This window comes from Paramesorhizobium endophyticum, assembly GCF_014640615.1.
Lineage (GTDB): Bacteria > Pseudomonadota > Alphaproteobacteria > Rhizobiales > Rhizobiaceae > Paramesorhizobium > Paramesorhizobium endophyticum.
The window spans coordinates 17,450-37,107 of the sequence record NZ_BMHH01000014.1; the positions used below are offsets into that span (position 1 = coordinate 17,450).

The window sequence follows — 19,658 nt, forward strand, 5'->3', positions numbered from 1 at the left end:
GATATCCCTTCGCGGATCAAGGTGAGTTCGGTGACAAGTCAGCGAACTCACCTATATGAAGGAAGCTGCTGCCGTTATTGAGTCGTACGGTCCCAACTGCGGTCTATTCTTTTTTATAAAGCGTGCGCGAACGCTCCAAATGACGACGCATGGCGGCTTCGGAGCGGTTTGCATCGGCGGCGGCAAGGCAATCCAATATTTCCTCATGCTCCACCAGAGTATATTTTTCCTTGCCGGTCCAGATGAGCATATGCGTGTGGTATTCCTTCAGCCACGCCAGCATCGCCTCACTGACGGCAGTCATGATCGGGTTGCCGCAAATTTTGGCAATGCGGATGTGGAAATCCATATCGGCAGCGATGAAGGCATCGGCATCACCGAGCGATTTACGCTGCCGCTCGATTATCTCCTTCAGCTCGGTCACGTCCTGACTGGATATCTTGTGAACGGCCTCGCGCACGATACCGCTTTCGAAGAAAATACGCGCGCTCTTCAGGTGCTCCAGCGTGTCCATCGACTGGGCGAGCATGATTTTCGCTGTCGGATCCACCTGTTGAAAAATCGACCGGGCGGTTAACCGGAGAACTTTCGCGCGCTCGCCGTGAGAAATGCTGATCAGTCCCATCTTGGCGAGCGATTGCATTGCCTCGCGAATCGCGGGGCGTCCCACGCCAAAACGTTCCATGAGCACGCGTTCGGACGGCATTTCGTCCCCCGGCTGCAACTCGCCGGACGTGATCATGCTTTCGAGCCTGTCAAAAACTTCGTCGGATAATTTGCGACGGACGATAGGTTCGAATTGTTGGGTCATTGCTTCTCACCACTCACGTGCCTTGTGTCCTTATGCCTTTTCGGCTGTCCCGAGAAAAGGTGTTTACCCATCGAGCGAGGCTCCCTCACCATTTTTCGCTTGCGTGATTGGAATACTCATTATACCAGATAATGCATGTACGCTAAGCGATTATCGCGGCGCGACGGACGCATAGTTTTGAAATCGCCATGCACATCAGCCTGACCTATCGCATCGAGACCACCGGCAGCATTGAAAAGATGGCTGCCAAGATCGCAAGTGATCAGTCGACCGGCACTTTTGTCGCTGTTCCCGGAGAAACCGAAGAACTGAAGGCACGCGTCGCAGCGCGTGTGCTGGAAATCCGCCCTCTGGAGGACGCAACTACTCCCGCATGGCCCGAACTTGAACCCGGGCATGGCCCGATCAATCGCGCCGATGTCGACATCGCTTTTCCGCTCGAGGCCATCGGCACCGATCTGGCTGCATTGATGACGATTGCGGTGGGTGGCGTTTACTCGATCAAGGGCATGACCGGGATCCGCGTCATCGATATGAAGCTGCCTGAGGCTTTCCGCAGCGCGCATCCCGGCCCGCAATTCGGCATTGCCGGAAGCCGCCGCCTGACCGGTGTCGAAAAGCGCCCGATCATCGGCACCATCGTCAAGCCCGCCCTTGGCCTGCGCCCGGAAGAAACAGCGGAGCTTGTGGGTGAGTTGATCGCATCCGGGGTCGATTTCATCAAGGATGATGAAAAGCTGATGAGCCCGGCCTATTCGCCGCTGGAAGCGCGCGTCAAGGCAATCATGCCGCGCATTCTCGATCATGAGCAGAAGACTGGAAAGAAGGTGATGTATGCCTTCGGCATTTCACATGCCGATCCGGATCAAATGATGCGCAACCATGATCTGGTGCTCAAAGCCGGTGGCAATTGCGCCGTCATCAACATCAATTCCATCGGTTTTGGCGGCATGAGCTTTCTGCGCAGGCGCTCCGGCCTCGTGCTGCATGCGCACCGCAACGGCTGGGACGTCCTCACCCGCAATCCGGGTGCGGGCATGGATTTCCGCGTATACCAGCAGTTCTGGCGCCTGCTCGGCGTGGACCAGTTCCAGATCAACGGCATTCGCGTCAAATATTGGGAGCCGGACGAAAGTTTCGTCAATTCGTTCAAGGCTGTCAGCACGCCGCTGTTTACGCCTGCTGACTGTCCGCTTCCGGTTGCGGGTTCAGGCCAGTGGGGCGGACAAGCGCCCGAGACCTATGAGCGCACGGGCCGCACGACGGACCTGCTTTATCTGTGCGGCGGCGGCATTGTCAGCCATCCGGGCGGTCCTGCTGCCGGCGTTCGCGCCGTCCAACAGGCGTGGGAAGCAGCCGTCGCCGGCATCCCGCTTGAAACCTATGCGCTCGACCACCTCGAACTTGCAGCGTCGCTCGCCAAATTCGGCAAGGGAGGCGAATGAATGACACGGGCTGCCGAGCGCTTGCTGCTGTCCTATTATGGGGACGACCTCACCGGATCGACCGATGTGATGGAGGCTCTGGCGTCCAATGGCGTCGATACGGTTCTGTTCATGAACGTGCCGGATACCGCATTGCTCAGCCGCTTCTCGCATTGCAGTGCCATCGGCCTAGCGGGAACCAGCCGGAGCGAAACGCCGGAATGGATGGACGAACACCTCACGCCGGCATTCAACTGGCTGAGAAGCCTCGACGCAGCGATCTGCCATTACAAGGTATGCTCGACCTTCGATTCCGCGCCGCATGTCGGAAATATCGGCAAGGCAATCGAAATCGGCAAAGCCGTTTACCAGCAAGCCTATGTGCCGCTGATCGTCGGAGCGCCGCAACTCAAACGTTATACGTCTTTCGGCAATCTATTCGCCGCGTATCAGGGCGACGTCTATCGCATCGACCGGCATCCGGTGATGAGCCGGCATCCGGTTACGCCCATGCGCGAAGCGGACCTTCGCCTGCATCTGGCCGCACAGACCTCGCTCAAAACCGCGCTCGCCGATCTCGCGACGCTTGCGGCAAGCGACGCCGATGAGCGCGTCGGCGCAATCGCCAGGGGTACGGACGGTATCCTGTTGTTCGATGTGGATAGCCACGAAAGTCAGTCGCAGGCCGGCGAACAGGTCTGGCGCCTGCGGACTGAGACAGGCTGGTTCGTTGCCGGGTCGTCTGGCGTGGAATATGCGCTTCTTGTCGCCTGGGCGAAGGCGGGGCTGATCGGCGCTCAAAAGCATTTCCCGCTCCCCGGCAGAACTGACCGTATCGCGGTTGTTTCGGGAAGCGTATCGCCGACCACTGAACGCCAGATCCGCCATGCAACGGCATCGGGCTTTACGGGCATCAACCTCGATCCGCTCGGTCTCCTCGGCGAGAACGGCAGCCAAGCTATCGAGAACGCCATTGCCGAGGGCCAGAAGGCGCTTCAGCAGGGCAACAGCGTCATTCTCAACACAGCGCTTGGCCCATCCGCGGACCGCGGTGCGGAAATTGACCGTATCGCAGGCAGCCGCCACCGGCTTGGCCGCATTCTGGGCCACATCCTCCGCAATCTGGTTGAACGCGAGGGGCTGACGCGTGTGGTCGTTGCGGGTGGAGACACATCCAGCCACGCATTGCGTGAATTGCATGTCGATGCGCTGACAACGCTTCTGCCTCTGCCACAAACCCCAGGCTCTCCGCTTTGCACCGCGCACGGCGCTTACCCCGCCACCAATGGCCTGCAGGTAGCGCTTAAGGGCGGCCAGGTCGGCTCGGACGGCTATTTCACCCAGATTCGCGACGGAATTGCCGCTTAAATCTGGAATGCTCATTGACTGGTTATACCAGTTAAGCTAACAAACACACGGGAAGGGAAATACGATCATGACAGCTATCGCTTTGTTCGGAGCGGGCGGCAAGATGGGCTACCGTCTGGCCAAGAACCTGAAGGGGTCGCGCTTCGACGTCCGTCACATTGAAGTCAGCGATGCTGGCAAGGCGCGCTTGAAAAACGACCTTGGCATTGAGACGGTCGACGCGGACGCCGGTCTAGAAGGGGCGGAAGTCGTCATCCTCGCGGTGCCGGATACCGTCATCGGAAAAGTTGCGGCTGATATCGCCGACAAGCTGAAGCCGGGCACGATGGTTATTGCCCTGGATGCGGCTGCTCCATTCGCCGGCCACCTGCCGGAGCGCGCCGATCTTACTTATTTCGTGACCCACCCCTGTCACCCGCCGATCTTCAACGACGAGACGGACATGCAGGCAAAGAAGGATCACTTCGGCGGCCTGTTCGCAAAACAGCATATCGTTTCGGCTCTCATGCAGGGTCCGGAAAACGCCTATGCGCTCGGCGAAGAAATCGCCAAGATCATCTGGGCGCCGGTCATGCGCTCACACCGCGTAACCGTCGAGCAACTCGCAATTCTCGAGCCTGGCCTTTCCGAAACCGTCTGCGCTTCGCTTCTGGTCGTTATGAAGCAGGCCATGGATGAATGTGTCCGCCGCGGTGTGCCGGAAGAAGCCGCCCGCGATTTCTTGCTCGGTCACATGAATGTTCTGGGCGCGGTCATCTTCGGCGAAGTGGAAGGCGTGTTCTCCGACGCCTGTAATAAGGCGATCGAATTCGGCATTCCCGCGCTGATGCGCGACGACTGGAAGAATGTCTTCGAACCGGAGGAAATCGCGGCAAGCATCCGTCGCATTACGTGACGCATATGGGAGGGCGCGAGCCCTCCCGTCTTACTGCCCTTTAGGGAAATGGGGCTTAATCTGGGAGGAAATCATGAAGTTTACACGCAGGAAAATTGCGCGCGGTTTTGCGATAGCAGCCGTTGCGGCAACATTGGCTGGCGGTGTTGCGATGCCCGCCTGGGCCGCCGATCTTATCGCGATCATCACGCCATCGCACGACAATCCGTTCTATAAGGCCGAAGCCATTGGTGCAGAGGCCAAGGCCAAGGAACTTGGCTATGATACGCTGATCCTCCAGCATGACGACGATGCGACCAAGCAGTCGCAGCTCATCGATACTGCCATCGGTCGCGGCGCCAAGGCGATCATTCTCGACAATGCAGGATCGGAAGCATCGATTGCCGCCGTGCAGAAGGCCAAGGATGCGAAGATCCCTTCCTTCCTGATCGACCGTGAAATTAATGCCTCCGGCGTCGCGGTGTCGCAGATCGTCTCCAACAACTATCAGGGCGCTCAGCTCGGCGCTGAGGAATTCGTCAGGCTGATGGGCGAAGAAGGCAATTATGTCGAACTGCTCGGGCGTGAATCCGACCTTAACGCTGGCACCCGCTCCAAGGGCTATCATGACGTCATCGATGACTACCCGGACATGAAAATGGTGGCGCAGCAGTCGGCCAATTGGAGCCAGACCGAAGCCTTCTCCAAGATGCAGAGCATTCTTCAGGCAAACCCCGACATTAAGGGCGTGATCTCCGGGAATGACACTATGGCCATGGGCGCATGGGCGGCGCTGGAAGCGGCCGGACGCAAGGACGTTATTGTCGTGGGCTTCGACGGTTCCAACGACGTCCGCGATTCCATCAAGGCCGGCGGCATCAAGGCGACCGTTCTCCAGCCGGCTTACGCACAGGCGCAGATGGCGGTCGTTCAGGCTGACCAATATATCAAGACTGGCAAGGGGCCGGCTGAAGAAAAGCAGTTGATGGATTGCGTCCTCATCACTGGCGAGAACGCCGACAAGCTCGAAACCTTCTCCCTGAAGGACTGATCCGGCGGCCGGGAGCATTCGTGCTCCCGGCAATATTCCAATGTCGAGGATATGTTCATGTCAGTGCTGAAGTCAGCTTCCATCATCCTGCTGGCCTGCGGCGTTGCACTCTCGGGCTGCAAGATCGTCAAGACGCAGTCGGCAGAAGAAGCCGCAGAGGCACGCGGCGACAATTTCAACGCTGATCGTTCGGTTGCCGATATCTGGGAAACCAAGCTCAAGCCGTACTTTGCCGGAAAGACAGCCTCCCTTGACGAGGTCATGGCCGCAGCCAGCGCAGATGCCGATGCCGCGGGCGCCAAATACGGCCATAGAGAAAACCGGGGCGATGCTCCCTGGACGTTCATGGCTAAGCTTGAAGGTACGGTGGTTGCCGCTCAAACCAAGTCGCGCGCGGCTTATGTCGATGTCGACAGCAATGGCGACGGCAGGGCGGATGCGCGTGTGCAGATCGGTCCGACGGTGCGCGGCAGCGCAATCCGCGACAGCCTTTCCTTCCTGAATTTCAATGATTTCCGCAACCAGATCGACTGGGCGCAGTTCGGCAAGGCCCTCAATGTTCGCGTCAATGAAGAGGTTTTGTCCAAGCTGCCGCGCGAAGACCTGATCGGAATGAAGATAGAGGCTCAAGGCGCTTTCCCGCTGCCGTCGAAAGGTCAACTTCCGCTTGTTACCCCGGTTTCCGTTTCTTTGGAGAAATAGGCCATGGAAACGGAAGCAAATCGGAAAGACGATATTGTCCTCAGGCTCGAGGACGTCTCCAAGGTCTATTCGGGCATTGTGGCCGTCAAGCGCGCCAATCTCGAATTGCGCCGTGGTTCGGTCAATGTGCTTGTCGGCGAAAATGGTGCGGGCAAGTCGACATTGATGAAAATCATTGCCGGCGTCGAACGGCCGACCATGGGGAAGATCATTCTCGACGGCGAAGAAGTGTTCTTCGACAGCCCCGCCGATGCGCAACGGCGCGGCATTGCGATGATCTTTCAGGAACTGAATCTGTTTTCCAACATGTCGGTCGCGGAAAACATCTTCGCCACCCGTGAAATCACACGCGGCTTGCGCGGCATCGATCACAAGGCGCAAGTCGCGAAGGCCAGCGAATATCTTGACCGTCTCGATGCGGGCATTAACGCCAATACGCTTGTCGCCGATCTTCCCATCGGCCAGCAACAGCTCGTCGAAATCGCAAAAGCCATTTCGCTCGATGCGCGTATCGTCATCATGGACGAACCTACATCGGCGCTGTCCGCCGCCGAAGTCGATATCCTGTTCAAGGTGATTGCCGAACTGAAAAGCCAGGGCGTGGCAATCGTCTATATTTCGCATCGCCTGGAAGAGCTGATGCGGATCGGCGATTTCATCACGGTTCTGCGGGACGGAAAGATCACCGGCCAGGAAGAAATCAGGAATATCGATACGCAGTGGATCGTGCGCTCGATGATCGGTTCCGAGGCAAAGGATTTCGCCAAGCTCGGCACCCATGCGATGGGCGCGGAAAGGTTTCGCGCGGAAAACATCACCTTGCCCCGTCCCACGGGCGGGCTCGCGGTTGACGATGTATCGCTGTCGGTTCTCGCGGGCGAGATCCTCGGCATTTACGGCCTCATGGGTGCTGGACGCTCGGAATTCTTCGAATGCGTCATGGGACAGCACGGCCATTCCACCGGCCGCATCTATATCGATGGCGAGGAGGTGAAGGAGCGCGATACGACGCGGCGCATCCGCCGCGGCCTTGCGCTGATACCGGAAGACCGCCAGCGTGAAGGCCTGGTGCAGATATTGTCCATCGCCAGCAATCTGACGCTGGCGAGTCTTGAGCGGCTGGCGCAGTTCTTCCACATTATGCCGAAGCGTGAAAAGCAGGCCATTCAGCAGGCGATCGAGGATCTTTCGATCAAGGCGCCAAACCCGCAATTCGAAGTAACTTCGATGTCTGGCGGCAATCAGCAAAAGGTCGTCATCGGCAAGGCGCTGATGACCAATCCAAAAGTTCTCCTGATGGACGAGCCATCGCGCGGCATAGATGTGGGGGCCAAGGCGGATGTCTTCCGAACCATGCGCCGGCTTGCCGCCGGAGGGCTTTCGATCCTGTTCTCGACCTCCGATCTGGAAGAAGTCATGGCGCTTTCCGATCGCATCGCGGTGCTCAGCAACGGCAAGCTGATCGCCATCTTCGACCGCGACGAAGCAACGGAAGCCGACATCGTTGCCGCCTCAGCCAAGGGCCACGGGCATGCGTCAGGGCAAGTGCGGGACAACGACCATAACAGACAAACAAGGGAACGCGTGTGATGACAGCCAACACTTCCGCGGCGGCCGCTGACTCCACCATCAATGCCGGTTCGGCCCTGCTGACCCTCATGAAATTGAGAACCTTCATCGCGCTTTTCGCGGTGTTCATCTTCTTCTCGTTCGCAGCGCCGAACTTCCTGTCCGCCGCCAACCTCATCCTCATGTCGAAGCATGTGGCCCTCAATGCGTTCCTTGCGATGGGCATGACCTTCGTCATCATCACCGGGGGCATCGACCTTTCGGTCGGCTCCATCGTCGGACTTTGCGGCATGGTGGCGGGTGGTCTTCTGATCTACGGCATCGACCTTGGCATCGGCTATACGATCTACTTCAACATCATCGAGATATCGCTGATTACGCTCGCCGTTGGGGTCGGGGTCGGCTTCATAAACGGGCTATTGATAACCAAGCTGAATGTGGCGCCTTTCATCGCAACGCTCGGCACGCTCTATGTGGCGCGCGGCCTCGCTCTCCTTTCGTCCGACGGTCAGACCTTTCCAAATCTCGTTGGCCGTGAGGAGCTTGGCACCACCGGGTTCGGCTTCCTCGGTTCGGGCAGCATCCTGGGCCTGCCGGTTTCGATCTGGATACTGATCGCTGTGGCATTGATCGCAGCCTATGTCGCCCGCTACACACCGCTTGGTCGCCAGATTTTCGCGGTCGGCGGCAACGAGCGCGCGGCCCGGATGTCGGGTATCCGCGTAGATCGCGTAAAGATGTTCGTTTACATGTTTTCCGGCTTCTGCGCGGCGATTGCAGGCCTTATCATCTCCTCCGAGCTGATGTCGTCGCATCCGGCGACGGGCAATTCCTTCGAACTCAACGCCATCGCGGCAGCCGTTCTCGGCGGCACTTCCATGTCGGGCGGGCGCGGCACCATTGGGGGCACGATCATCGGCGCGTTCGTGATCGGCATTCTCTCGGACGGTTTGGTGATGATGGGCGTCTCGTCCTTCTGGCAGATGGTCATCAAGGGTCTCGTCATCATCATCGCCGTGGTGGTCGACCAGGCACAACGCCGCCTGCAGCAGCGCGTGACGCTGATGCAGATGGCGAAAGCAGGATAAAGGGGAGACCAAATGGCAGAATTGAACGGCGCCCTGATTGGCTGCGGTTTCTTCGCGATCAATCAGATGCATGCATGGAATGATGTTTCAGGCGCCAAAATCGTGGCGATCTGCGACCGTGATCCCGAACGGCTGAGAATTGTCGCGGACCAGTTCGGCATCGAGCGCCGCTATACGGATGCGCAGGCGCTCTTCGCTGACGGCGGCTTCGATTTTGTCGATATCGCCACCACCGTTTCAAGCCATCGCCCCTTGGTGGAACTTGCCGCCGCATATAAGATACCGACGATTTGCCAGAAGCCTTTCGCCGAGACTCTCGACGACGCAAAGGCGATGGTGAAAGCCTGCCGCGAGGCGGGCGTTCCGCTTATGGTGCACGAAAACTTCCGCTGGCAAACGCCCATTCAGGCCGTTCGGCACGCGCTCGACAGCGGCGCAATCGGCACCCCCTTCTGGGGTCGTTTCTCGTTCCGCTCCGGCTTCGATGTCTTCTCCGGCCAGCCCTATCTTGCGGAAGGCGAGCGCTTCATTATCGAAGACCTTGGTATCCATACGCTCGATATTGCACGCTTCATTTTGGGGGACGTCACGAGCCTCGTCGCACGCACCAGGCGCGTCAATCCGAAAATCAAGGGCGAAGACGTAGCGACCATTCTCATGGATCACGAAAACGGCGCGACTTCAGTCGTCGATGTGAGCTATGCGTCAAAATTGGAAAACGATCCCTTCCCCGAAACTCTGATAGAGCTCGATGGCACGGAAGGCTCGATCCGGCTTCGTCAGGGCTACCGTCTTGAATTGATCACATCCGCCAAAACCGTAGTTTTGGACGTTCCTCCGAAGCTGCTGCCCTGGGCTTCGCAACCCTGGCACAATATTCAGGAAAGCGTTTATGCCATCCAGCAGCATTGGGTGGACAGGCTCCGCTCCGGTGAAGAAACGTCCACTTCCGGTATCGACAATCTCAAAACTTTTGCCCTCGTCGAAGCGGCCTATGAAAGCGCCGCCACCGGCGAGCGCGTCGATGTTACGGCTTTACTCAAATGAACAGCGACGATCCCTTCCTGCTCTATGGAACCCGCGAAGCGGAAGCCCGCCCCCGGAATCTCAAGGCCGGGCTGCTTACAGTCGATCTCAGCGGCGGTAATCTTCGTACCATAACCTATGACAGCGTCGAGGTCCTGCGTGGCATCTCGTATCTCGTGCGCGACAGGGATTGGGGTACTTACAGTCTTCAAATCCATGATCTAAAAGTGGAAACCAGCGAGAGCGGTTTCGCTGTGACCTATCGGGCATGCTGCCATGGCCCTGACGATACGCAACTGATGATCGATGCGCACATCGAGGCGGACGTCAGCGGAACGCTGGTCTTCGACACCTTGGCCCAGACACCCAGCGGCTTCGAAACGAACCGTTGCGGCTTCTGCATTCTGCATCCGATTGTAGGGCTGGCCGGATCACCCGTAACCGTCGAGCATATCGACGGAAAGCGTATAGATACTCGCTTGCCCGACCTGATCGAGCCGTGGCAGCCTTTCATGAACATGCGTGCCATCACCCACGAAGTCGTTCCAGGCGTCCTGGCGGAATGCCGGATGGAAGGCGATACGTTCGAGATGGAAGACCAGCGCAATTGGTCGGATGCGTCTTATAAGATCTATGTGCGCCCGCTCGCGTTGCCATGGCCGTACTGGATGGAAGCCGGTACGCCGGTTCATCAACGCATCGTGCTCAATATCCGCGACACACGACAAACGAAGCCTGCGCGCAGAGCGGGGACTGCAGAGCCGATAAACATCACGCTCGGTGAAGCTACCGGTGTGATGCCCAATATCGGCATCATTGTCACACCGGAAGAAGCCAAAGCGACCCTTGCAGCAATCGAGCTGCTGGAGGAGATCGCCCCTCAGGATCTGCTGTTCCATTATGACCCGCTGGAAGGCCATAACGGGGGCGCCTTCGCAGAATTCGCGGCCCTGGCAGCCAGGCACAAGGGACGCGTCTCGCTTGAAATCGCCTTGCCTTGCGAAAGCGCGCTTATCGACGAGACGATGGCGATCGCCAACGACATGAAAGCCGCCGGCTTCATGCCGGACGCAATCATTGTTTCGCCTTCCATCGACCGGCAATCCACCCCTCCCGGCAGTGAATGGCCGCCCTGTCCGCCGCTGAAAGATGTCTATGCCGCGACGCGAGCGGCTTTTCCGAATGCTCGTCTTGGCGGCGGGATGCTGAGTTATTTTACCGAACTTAACCGCAAGCGCGTTCCGGGCCATCTGATCGATTTCGTCACCCATTGCACCAACCCGATCGTGCATGCAGCCGACGATCTGAGCGTGATGCAGACGCTTGAAGCGCTGCCATTCATCACGCGCTCGGTGCGCGCCATTTATGGCGCCAAGCCTTATCGCATCGGGCCTTCCACCATCGCCATGCGCCAGAATCCCTATGGCAGCCGGACGATGGATAATCCGGACGGCAAGCGCATCGCCATGGCCAACCGCGATCCTCGCCATAACGGAAAATTCGCGGCAGCCTTTGCGATGGGCTATGCAAGATCCGTATTGGACGCAGGTCTCGACAGTCTCACGCTTTCGGCGCTAACCGGCCAGTTCGGGCTCATTGCGGGCGAACGCGAGCCTTCATCGGCGGGAGGGAAGCGGCCAATTTTCGAAACAGTGAAGACGCTCGCTGCCATGGCTGGTCGAAACTGGCGGGAGTGTGTCTCGTCGAAGCCATCGCAAGTTGTTGGATTTGCCGTGGACGACACGGTTCACCTCGTCAATTTGTCCGCGATGGAACTGACAGTTTTCGTTTTGAAGAAAAAAGTCACGCTGCCGCCTTACGCAACCGAAATAGCGGCAATGTAAAGACGCCGCCGGAGCGAACTGTTTTGGCGAAGATGAGAACGCCTGCCCAGCGCTGCGTGTAACTTATAGCGTGTCCTGTTTTTGTGGCAGGGTACGCATTTCGCGGATGAGCCATTTCTCCAGTGCCAATATATCTGGCTGCCTTGCCTTATGCGGCGCGATCCAGAGCACCATACGGCGCGGCCCTGGGCGAAAGCCGAAAGGTGCTACAAGCCGCCTCGAGGCAATATGTTCAGCCACCAGCATATGCGGGACCGCTGCCACGCCCAGTCCACACAACATCGCCTGTATCAGCAGATAGAAATGATGAAATGTGGATTTCGGCTCTGGAGACTGAAAATCCATATCGGCTGCTTTCTTCCAGTCTGCAAAGGCCTCCGGACGCGTTTGGGTGGCAAGCACCGTCGCCTCTGTAACATCGCCGGGATCTGCCAGCGGACATTGCGCAAGATAGGATGGCGCGCAGATCAGGCCGATTTCCTCCGACCCCAGATCCCTCGTAATCGCGCCTGCGGGCGGCTCGATAACGCTGGAGCGGATCGCTATGCTGATTTTATCTCGCATGAAATCGATGCGGTCATAGTTCATGTTGAACTGCAACTCGATGTTCGGGTAGCGATGATGAAAGCGGCCGATACGTGGAATGATCCATTCCATCATGATTGAAGAAGAGCATGACAAAGTCAGGGGCCCCGGCTCGATGCGCTCGATGCTGCCTTCGATGATTGAAAATGCGCTGGCCAGACCTTCGGCCAGCCGCGCGCCCTCCGGTGTGGGATCACTTAATCGCGCGTTGCGTGTAAGAAGTATGACGCCGAGCGTTTCTTCCAGGGATCTGATCTGACGGCTGACCGCACCATGCGTGACGCATAGTTCCTCTGCTGCCTTTGTCATTGAGCGGTGACGTGCAACCGCCTCAAAGGTTTTCAGTGCATTTAACGATGGCAGCGGGCGCATGATTACTCCGATAGCATATGAGTATACCTGTGAGATTATATCACGGAGAGGGGACAATAAATCGATTGTGGGGAAATGCCGCATTCTTTAGCACCTTCCTGCATTTAGGGAGCGATAGCGCCGCTGAATCGAACAATACGTATTCAGCAGTTCTCTTCGCTCTTGTCACATGCGCACACAGGGAGGAACTGTAATGCAGCAAAAATCTCACGACTTGGCGGTCGTTGAAAAGTCAGCCATATCAAAAATTTCAATCCGGTTAGTTCCGTTCATCGCGCTGATGTTCTTCATCAATTTCCTGGACCGCACCGCAATTTCCTTTGCTGGACCAAGCGGGATGACGGCCGATCTCGCGCTGTCAGCGGCACAGTTCGGCTTCGCGGCCGGTATCTTCTTTGTGGGCTATATTATCCTCGAAATTCCCAGCAACCTCGCATTGCACAAGTTTGGCGCACGCAAATGGTTAGCCCGCATCATGGTCACGTGGGGCATCGTCGCAATCCTGTTTACCTGGGTTTCCAGCGCGACCGAGCTCTACATCCTGCGCTTCCTGCTGGGAGTTGCCGAAGCGGGGTTCTTTCCCGGCGCAATTCTCTTTCTTTCGACCTGGGTTCCTTCGCGTCACCGCAACAAGATCCTTGCGCTGTTCTATCTTGCCCAGCCGCTAACGACCGTGATCGGCGCGCCTCTCGCCGCACAGCTTATCGAAATGCATGGCGCCTTCGGCCTTGAAGGCTGGCGCATCATGTTTTTCGGAGTCGCGGTGCCTGCAATCATCGTAGGCATCATCACGTGGTTCTACTTGCCGGACACGCCGAACGACGCCAATTGGCTTACTCAGGACGAACGCGACTGGCTCAATGGCGAGCTCGCGCAAGAGGAGAAGATCAAGGAGAAGGCGCGTGATAGCCACAAAACTGGCCTCGCTCTTGCGGACAAGCGCGTCTGGCTTCTGTCCATTATCTATTTCGGATTGATCTACGGCCTCTATGCGCTGGCTTTCTTCCTGCCCACGATCATTGGTGGCTTCGAGCAACAGTTCAACAGCAAGTTCGGTATGCTTGAGAAAGGCCTCATCACCGCGATCCCCTATCTACCGGCGGCCATCGCTCTCCATTTCTGGAGCCGCGATGCAGCCAGGCGCGGCGTTCGTCCGTGGCATATCGGGATCCCGGCACTCGTGGGCGCCGTGGCGATCCCGACGGCCCTCTTCATGCCGACGCCCGCGACAACGATCCTCATGATCACCTTGACCGCCTGCGCCATTTTCTCGGCGCTGCCGAACTTCTGGGCCATACCGTCCCGTTTCCTGACTGGTTCTGCGGCGGCGGCAGGCATTGCGCTCATCAATACGATTGGCAATATTGCAGGCTTCGCAGCTCCATACATTACCGGGCTCGTCAAGGAGTGGACCGGTCTTTATGAGATGCCGATGTTCATCGTTGGCGTGGCTATGCTGATTTCGTCGCTGTTGGCCTTCTCGCTGACGGGCCGTTTCAAAGACCAGTCAGAACTCCAGCAGGCGAAATAGGCCGCTTCGAAGAAAAGCCGCGTCGGATAGCGGCGCGGCTTTTCTCGCTTGTCCGTCGATGATCGTCATCTACCGCCCCTTCACCTTGCGCCACTCGGCAAATTCCTTCCGGGGTGCATCGCTTGTGGCGGGATAGAGGCCGATGATGGTTGCGCCGGCCAGCACCTTTTCTGTGACGAAATCCTCATAGGCCGTCATCTCCACCGTCTCGTCGGCGATCTCATCGGCCAGATGCGCGGGGATGGCGATAACGCCTTCATCATCGCCGACGATCACATCGCCAGGCCAGACCGGAACGTCGCCGCAGCCGATGGGAACATTGATGTCGAGCGCCTGGTGCAGCGTCAGATTGGTCGGGGCGGAAGGCCGGTTGTGATAGGCGCGGATGTCGAGCGCGGCGATTTCCGGTGTATCGCGGAAGCCGCCATCGGTGACGACGCCCGCCACTCCGCGCACCATCAGGCGGGAGACGAGGATGGAACCCGCAGAAGCGGCCCGCGCGTCCTTGCGGCTATCCATGACAAGCACCGCGCCGGGCGGGCATTGCTCCACGGCGGCGCGCTGCGGGTGATCCGGATTCTTGAAGACCTCGAGGCTATTCAGGTCCTCGCGCGCGGGGATGTAGCGCAAGGTGAAGGCCTGTCCCACCATGTTCCGCTTCTTGGGGCTAAGCGGATGCACATTCTGAATGAACTGGTTGCGCAGGCCGCGTTTGTAAAGCGCCGTCGCGATGGTGGGAGTGGCGACGCCCATCAGCTTCTGCCGCGTGGCTTCGCTCAAGATATAGCCGGTCATACTCATTTCCTTCTTGGTCAGTAAATGTCGGGTTCGCCCGGGGCGGGGCCGAAGCCTGTTTCCAGGAAGTCGAAATCGCAGCCGGTATCGGCCTGTCCGACATGGCGGGCGAACATCCAGCCATAGCCGCGGCCGATCTTTTCCTCCGGCTTCGCCCATTCGGCGCGGCGGCGTTCCAGTTCTTCGTCATCCACCAGCATGTCGATGCGGCGGGCTGCGAGGTCGAGGCGGACGATGTCGCCGTTTTTCAAAAGCGCCAGCGGGCCGCCGACATGGGATTCCGGCGCGACATGCAGGATGCAGGCGCCATAGCTGGTACCGCTCATGCGCGCGTCCGATATGCGCAGCATGTCGCGATGGCCCTGTTTCAAGAGCGCCTTGGGTATCGGCAGCATGCCCCATTCCGGCATTCCCGGCCCTCCTTGCGGGCCGGCGCCGCGCAAGACCATGACATGCTCGGGCGTGATGTCGAGGTTCTCGTCATCCACCGCCGCCTTCATCTCCGGATAGCTGTCGAAGACGAGGGCAGGGCCTTCATGCTTGTGAAAGCGCGGGTCGCAGGCGGCGGGCTTGATGACGGCGCCGTCGGGGGCGAGGTTACCCTTCAGCACGGCGAGCGAGCCCTCATGATACACGGGGTTGTCGAGCGAGCGGATGACATCGTCATTGAAGCACTCCGCGCCCTCCAGCGTCTCGCCCAGCGTTTTGCTTGAGACGGTCATTGCCGAGAGGTCGAGGAGGTCGCCCAGCTTCGCCATCAGGGCACGCAGGCCGCCGGCATAGTAGAAATCCTCCATCAGATAGGTCTTGCCGGTGGGGCGGATATTGGCGAGGACAGGCGTTTTGCGGCCCGCCCGGTCGAGATCATCGAGCGTGAGACTAACCCCGGCGCGTCTTGCCATGGCGAGCAGATGCACCACGGCATTGGTGGAGCAGCCCGTCGCCATGGCCACCGTGACGGCGTTATGCACCGAGGCGGGAGTGATGATCTGCGAGGGAACCAGATCCTCCCACACCATCTCGACGATGCGGCGGCCGACGGCGGAAGACATGCGGATATGGTTGGAATCTGCCGCTGGGATGGAGCTTGCGCCGGGCAGGGTGAGGCCCAGCGCCTCGGCGATGGCCGTCATGGTGCTGGCCGTGCCCATGGTCATGCAATGGCCGTAGGAACGGGCGATGCCGGCTTCCGCTTCCACCCATTCGCGCTCGCTCATCAGACCGGCTCGGCGTTCGTCCCAGAACTTCCAGGCGTCGGACCCGGAGCCAAGCGGCTGGCCGCGGTAATTGCCGCGCAGCATCGGCCCGGCGGGCAGGTAGATCATCGGCAGCCCCATGCTGATGCCGCCCATGACGAGGCCCGGCGTGGTCTTGTCGCAGCCGCCCATCAGCACCGCGCCATCGACCGGATGGGAGCGCAGCAACTCCTCCGCCTCCATGGCGAGCATGTTGCGGTAGAGCATCGTCGTCGGCTTTACATAGCTCTCGGAGAGCGACAGCGCCGGAAGCTCCAGCGGGAAGCCGCCCGCTTGCAAAATGCCGCGCTTCACATCCTCGACCCGGTGCTTGAAATGGGCGTGGCAGGGATTGGCATCCGACCAGGTGTTGAGGATGGCGATAATTGGCTTGCCTATCCACTCTTCCAGCGCATAGCCCATCTGCATGGTGCGGGAGCGGTGGCCGGAACTTCTCAAATCGTCGGGCGCAAACCAGCGCGCGCTGCGCAGCGCCTCGGCAGTCTTTTTCTTTTGCATGATGTCAGCCTTATGCGTGGAGATGAAACCGGGACCGGCTCATTCCTTCATTCCCCATTTCTGGATCGTGTGGCGCTCGATCGTCTGGAACACGAGATTCTCGACGATGAGGCCGATGATGATGACGGTGAGCAGCCCGGCGAACACGGCAGGAATGTCGAGGAGATTGCGGTTTTCGAAGATGAACCAGCCAAGCCCGCCCTGGCCTGATGACACGCCGAAGACGAGTTCGGCGGCGATGAGCGTGCGCCACGCAAAGGCCCAGCCGATCTTGAGGCCGGTCAGAATGGAGGGGAATGCCGCCGGAACGAGGATTTTCAGGACGTATGACAACCCGGTCAGCCCGTAATTCGCGCCGACCATGCGCAGCGTCCGCGACACGCCGAGAAAGCCGGAGTGAGTATTGAGCGCCACTGCCCAGAGCACCGAATGGATCAGTACGAAGACGAGGCTTGACGCGCCGAGGCCGAACCAGATCAGCGCCAGCGGCAGGAGCGAGATGGCGGGGAGGGGATTGAACATTGCCGTCATCGTCTCGAGGAAATCCGTGCCGATGCGCGTGTTGATGGCGATGATCGTCAACAGCGCCGCCAGCACCGTTCCGGCGAAATAGCCCATGGAAAGCACTTGCAAAGTGGTCCAGATGCGGTTGGGCAGTGTGCCGTCGATGAAGCGGTCGTAGAGCGTTTTGAGCGTGTCGCTTAAGGTGGGGAAGAGCAGCGGATTATCGAGATACGTGGCATAGACCTGCCAAAGAACCGCCAGCACAAGAATGATGACCGTCTTGCGGACCGCGCCAATCCCCCAGATTGTCTCGAGGGGCCCAAGCTTCTGCTCGACCGCATTGATATTATCAAGCGGCTGGCCATGCTTCGCATCCGAAGCGAGAATGATCTGCGCTGAGGTCATCGGCTTACTCCTTGTGGCCCGGTTCGGAGGCGAAGAGAAGGTTGTGGATGTCGCGCTCCAGCGCGGCGGCGCTGCCATCATCGGGCCGCACCTTGTCCACATCCACCACTTCCGCCTTTACCCGTCCTGGATGCGGTGAGAGGAGCAGAATTCGGTTGGCGATCTTGATGGCTTCGGCGATAGAGTGGGTGACGAAGATGACCGTGAACTTTGTGTCTTCCCACAGTTGCAGAAGCTCGTCCTGCATTTGCCGCCGGGTCAACGCGTCGAGCGCGGCGAAGGGCTCGTCCATCAGCAATATATCCGGCTGCATCGCCATGCCGCGAGCGATGGCAACACGCTGTTTCATGCCGCCGGAAAGCGTGTGCGGGTAACTGTCGACCGCGCGCGTCAGCTTGACCTTGTCGATATAGCTGCGTGCGATGGCCTCAGCCTCGGATTTTGGCAGCTTGCGCGCCACGACGAGCGGGAACATCACGTTCTCCAGCACGGTCTTCCATGGCATCAGCTGATCAAATTCCTGGAACACCATCATCCGGTCCGGCCCCGGCCGCTTCACCTCCCGCCCATTGATATGGATCGAGCCTGCGGAAGGCTGCAAATAGCCGCCGATGGCCTTCAAAAGCGTGGATTTCCCGCAGCCCGATGGGCCGAGAAGCACGAATCGGTCCGATTGCGCGACACTGAAGCTCACCCCTTCCGTCGCGGTGATCAGCAGATTGGGTGTTTTGTAGCGCAGCGTGACTTGATCGACTTGAAGAAGCCGCGGCTTCGTACCCGAAAGGGATTGTGGGCTGATTGCTGCTTGCAGCATAAATCTACTCCGTGGAAATGGCAGCGGGGAGGGGACTCCCCGCTCGCTCCGGCGCGGTTCATCAGTTCCCGTTCAGATATGCGGAGTCGGGCAGGTAATAGTCGGTCCAGGCTTTCGGCATGGTCTTGAGCGTGCCGATCTTGTGGAGATGTTCCGCGAATTTCATCGTGTTCTGCGGATCGGTGCGCCACTCATCCATGTGCGGCTCTTTCAGCATGACGAGAAGATCATCGATGCTGGTCTTGTCGCCCGATACCTGCTTATAGGCTTCAAGCGCGGTTCTCGGGTCCTTCTTGATGAAGGCAATCGCCTCTTCAGTGGCGGTGCGCAGCGCCTTCACCAGTTTCGGATTGTCTTCGGCAAAGTCAGTGGTGGTGAAGAAGGTCGCCTGCGTCAGCGCGCCGCCGAGAATCTCGCGGGAATCGATCACCTTATGCACACCCGGCTGTTTCAGCTCGACATACTGAAACGGCGGGGCAGAGAAGTGATTTCTTACCTCGTGCTTCGGATTGGCGATGGCCGCCACAGCGTCTGGATGGCCCAATTGAACGGTGTTCGGGTCGAACTTCTTGGTCTCGCCGTCGCCATACATCTTCGCCGCCGCCATTTGCAGAAGGATGGCCTGCGTCGAGACGCCGACGGTCGGTACCGCGATCTTGTCGGCAGGGCCGATATCGGCCAGCGTCTTGATGCGCGGGTCGTTTGAAACCATGATAACGGGCTGCGCGGAACTGGTAATAATGCCCTTTACCTTGCCCCGGGTGCGGTCCCAGAGCAGCAGCAGATTGCCGGTGCCGGTGTTGACGATGTCGACATTGCCGGCCAGCAGTGCGTCGGTCTGCGCTCCGCCGCCGCTGAAGGTCCGCCATTCCACCTTCAAATCCGGCACGCCATCGGCGGTGGCATGCTTTTCAATCAGCTTTTGCGTCTCCATCACATGGCTCGCCAGATAAAGAATGCCCGGCTGGCGGGTGATGGATAGGCTGGTTTTTTCCTGGGCGTGGCCAGCGCCGGTAAAACCCAGGACACAAGCAAGCGCAATCGCGCCGCCGATGAGTGATCGCATGTTTTCCTCCCCTTGTTTGGCGGTCGTGTTCCAATCGGTCCGCTGCCCCCAGCTTCCTCCCGAGGCGGACTATGT

The 19,658-nt window shown here is 58.9% G+C and carries 17 protein-coding genes; 10 read left to right on the forward strand and 7 right to left on the reverse strand.

Translation table 11 applies throughout. The annotated features are described in order from the left end of the window. Window positions 1-103: 103 nt before the first annotated feature. Entirely contained in the window at window positions 104-811 is a 708-nt protein-coding gene (locus IEX53_RS15985; protein ID WP_188825185.1) for a transcriptional regulator NanR, read from the reverse strand. 188 nt (window positions 812-999) lie between these two features. On the opposite strand from IEX53_RS15985, the gene oiaX reads away from it, so the two are divergent. The 9 genes from oiaX to apnL all read left to right on the forward strand — a co-directional run bounded on the left by oiaX (window position 1,000) and on the right by apnL (window position 11,757). After that, window positions 1,000-2,256, forward strand: coding sequence for a 3-oxo-isoapionate-4-phosphate decarboxylase OiaX (oiaX, locus tag IEX53_RS15990; protein ID WP_188825186.1), 1,257 nt, complete (start codon window positions 1,000-1,002; stop codon window positions 2,254-2,256). Next, window positions 2,257-3,603, forward strand: coding sequence for a four-carbon acid sugar kinase family protein (locus IEX53_RS15995; RefSeq protein WP_188825187.1), 1,347 nt, complete (start codon window positions 2,257-2,259; stop codon window positions 3,601-3,603). Window positions 3,604-3,670: 67 nt separating this feature from the next. Next, the gene (locus tag IEX53_RS16000) at window positions 3,671-4,498 is read left to right on the forward strand and encodes a phosphogluconate dehydrogenase C-terminal domain-containing protein (protein WP_188825188.1); all 828 of its coding nucleotides are present in this window, start codon (window positions 3,671-3,673) and stop codon (window positions 4,496-4,498) included. A gap of 73 nt (window positions 4,499-4,571) precedes the next feature. Beyond that, window positions 4,572-5,528, forward strand: a complete 957-nt coding sequence (locus IEX53_RS16005) for a D-ribose ABC transporter substrate-binding protein (RefSeq protein ID WP_188825189.1) — start codon at window positions 4,572-4,574, stop codon at window positions 5,526-5,528. Window positions 5,529-5,585: 57 nt separating this feature from the next. Next, window positions 5,586-6,230: a DUF2291 family protein gene (locus tag IEX53_RS16010; RefSeq protein ID WP_188825190.1), complete on the forward strand. Its 645-nt coding sequence runs from the start codon at window positions 5,586-5,588 to the stop codon at window positions 6,228-6,230. Between the two features lie 3 nt (window positions 6,231-6,233). Next, window positions 6,234-7,820 (forward strand): sugar ABC transporter ATP-binding protein, encoded by a 1,587-nt coding sequence (locus IEX53_RS16015; RefSeq protein ID WP_188825191.1) that lies wholly within the window; start codon window positions 6,234-6,236, stop codon window positions 7,818-7,820. Next, the gene (locus IEX53_RS16020) at window positions 7,820-8,887 is read left to right on the forward strand and encodes an ABC transporter permease (RefSeq protein WP_188825192.1); all 1,068 of its coding nucleotides are present in this window, start codon (window positions 7,820-7,822) and stop codon (window positions 8,885-8,887) included. The genes IEX53_RS16015 and IEX53_RS16020 overlap by 1 nt, the downstream gene beginning before the upstream one ends. Before the next feature lie 12 nt (window positions 8,888-8,899). Next, window positions 8,900-9,934, forward strand: a complete 1,035-nt coding sequence (locus tag IEX53_RS16025) for a Gfo/Idh/MocA family protein (RefSeq protein ID WP_188825193.1) — start codon at window positions 8,900-8,902, stop codon at window positions 9,932-9,934. Then, complete coding sequence (gene apnL / locus IEX53_RS16030; protein WP_188825194.1) at window positions 9,931-11,757, forward strand: D-apionate lactonase; 1,827 nt, start codon at window positions 9,931-9,933, stop codon at window positions 11,755-11,757. Before IEX53_RS16025 ends, apnL begins: the two co-directional genes overlap by 4 nt. Window positions 11,758-11,820: 63 nt before the next feature. Here the strand turns inward: apnL and IEX53_RS16035 are convergent, their stop codons facing one another. Continuing rightward, window positions 11,821-12,714: a LysR substrate-binding domain-containing protein gene (locus IEX53_RS16035; protein WP_210311654.1), complete on the reverse strand. Its 894-nt coding sequence runs from the start codon at window positions 12,712-12,714 to the stop codon at window positions 11,821-11,823. A gap of 169 nt (window positions 12,715-12,883) precedes the next feature. On the opposite strand from IEX53_RS16035, the gene IEX53_RS16040 reads away from it, so the two are divergent. Next, on the forward strand, window positions 12,884-14,245 hold the full coding sequence (locus IEX53_RS16040) for an MFS transporter (RefSeq protein ID WP_236016228.1): 1,362 nt from the start codon (window positions 12,884-12,886) through the stop codon (window positions 14,243-14,245). A 69-nt stretch (window positions 14,246-14,314) separates the two neighbouring features. Here IEX53_RS16040 and IEX53_RS16045 read toward each other — a convergent pair whose 3' ends face one another. The 5 genes from IEX53_RS16045 to IEX53_RS16065 all read right to left on the reverse strand — a co-directional run bounded on the left by IEX53_RS16045 (window position 14,315) and on the right by IEX53_RS16065 (window position 19,583). Then, window positions 14,315-15,040 (reverse strand): ribonuclease activity regulator RraA, encoded by a 726-nt coding sequence (locus IEX53_RS16045; RefSeq protein WP_188825195.1) that lies wholly within the window; start codon window positions 15,038-15,040, stop codon window positions 14,315-14,317. A 17-nt stretch (window positions 15,041-15,057) separates the two neighbouring features. Beyond that, window positions 15,058-16,794, reverse strand: coding sequence for an L-arabinonate dehydratase (araD, locus tag IEX53_RS16050; protein ID WP_188825196.1), 1,737 nt, complete (start codon window positions 16,792-16,794; stop codon window positions 15,058-15,060). Window positions 16,795-16,833: 39 nt separating this feature from the next. Beyond that, the gene (locus IEX53_RS16055) at window positions 16,834-17,703 is read right to left on the reverse strand and encodes an ABC transporter permease (RefSeq protein WP_188825197.1); all 870 of its coding nucleotides are present in this window, start codon (window positions 17,701-17,703) and stop codon (window positions 16,834-16,836) included. A 4-nt stretch (window positions 17,704-17,707) separates the two neighbouring features. Next, the gene (locus tag IEX53_RS16060) at window positions 17,708-18,517 is read right to left on the reverse strand and encodes an ABC transporter ATP-binding protein (RefSeq protein ID WP_188825198.1); all 810 of its coding nucleotides are present in this window, start codon (window positions 18,515-18,517) and stop codon (window positions 17,708-17,710) included. Between the two features lie 61 nt (window positions 18,518-18,578). Beyond that, complete coding sequence (locus IEX53_RS16065; RefSeq protein WP_188825199.1) at window positions 18,579-19,583, reverse strand: ABC transporter substrate-binding protein; 1,005 nt, start codon at window positions 19,581-19,583, stop codon at window positions 18,579-18,581. Between the last annotated feature and the right edge of the window lie 75 nt (window positions 19,584-19,658).

Excerpts from the sequence above, each read along its gene's own strand:
- oiaX (WP_188825186.1), top strand. The coding sequence starts at position 1,000 with ATGCACATCAGCCTGACCTATCGCATCGAGACCACCGGCAGCATTGAA.
- IEX53_RS16020 (WP_188825192.1), top strand. The coding sequence starts at position 7,820 with ATGACAGCCAACACTTCCGCGGCGGCCGCTGACTCCACCATCAATGCC.
- IEX53_RS16065 (WP_188825199.1), bottom strand. The coding sequence starts at position 19,583 with ATGCGATCACTCATCGGCGGCGCGATTGCGCTTGCTTGTGTCCTGGGT.
- IEX53_RS16010 (WP_188825190.1), top strand. The coding sequence starts at position 5,586 with ATGTCAGTGCTGAAGTCAGCTTCCATCATCCTGCTGGCCTGCGGCGTT.
- IEX53_RS15985 (WP_188825185.1), bottom strand. The coding sequence starts at position 811 with ATGACCCAACAATTCGAACCTATCGTCCGTCGCAAATTATCCGACGAA.
- apnL (WP_188825194.1), top strand. The coding sequence starts at position 9,931 with ATGAACAGCGACGATCCCTTCCTGCTCTATGGAACCCGCGAAGCGGAA.
- IEX53_RS16015 (WP_188825191.1), top strand. The coding sequence starts at position 6,234 with ATGGAAACGGAAGCAAATCGGAAAGACGATATTGTCCTCAGGCTCGAG.
- IEX53_RS16055 (WP_188825197.1), bottom strand. The coding sequence starts at position 17,703 with ATGACCTCAGCGCAGATCATTCTCGCTTCGGATGCGAAGCATGGCCAG.
- IEX53_RS16025 (WP_188825193.1), top strand. The coding sequence starts at position 8,900 with ATGGCAGAATTGAACGGCGCCCTGATTGGCTGCGGTTTCTTCGCGATC.
- IEX53_RS15995 (WP_188825187.1), top strand. The coding sequence starts at position 2,257 with ATGACACGGGCTGCCGAGCGCTTGCTGCTGTCCTATTATGGGGACGAC.
- IEX53_RS16040 (WP_236016228.1), top strand. The coding sequence starts at position 12,884 with ATGCGCACACAGGGAGGAACTGTAATGCAGCAAAAATCTCACGACTTG.
- IEX53_RS16005 (WP_188825189.1), top strand. The coding sequence starts at position 4,572 with ATGAAGTTTACACGCAGGAAAATTGCGCGCGGTTTTGCGATAGCAGCC.
- IEX53_RS16045 (WP_188825195.1), bottom strand. The coding sequence starts at position 15,040 with ATGACCGGCTATATCTTGAGCGAAGCCACGCGGCAGAAGCTGATGGGC.
- araD (WP_188825196.1), bottom strand. The coding sequence starts at position 16,794 with ATGCAAAAGAAAAAGACTGCCGAGGCGCTGCGCAGCGCGCGCTGGTTT.
- IEX53_RS16060 (WP_188825198.1), bottom strand. The coding sequence starts at position 18,517 with ATGCTGCAAGCAGCAATCAGCCCACAATCCCTTTCGGGTACGAAGCCG.
- IEX53_RS16035 (WP_210311654.1), bottom strand. The coding sequence starts at position 12,714 with ATGCGCCCGCTGCCATCGTTAAATGCACTGAAAACCTTTGAGGCGGTT.
- IEX53_RS16000 (WP_188825188.1), top strand. The coding sequence starts at position 3,671 with ATGACAGCTATCGCTTTGTTCGGAGCGGGCGGCAAGATGGGCTACCGT.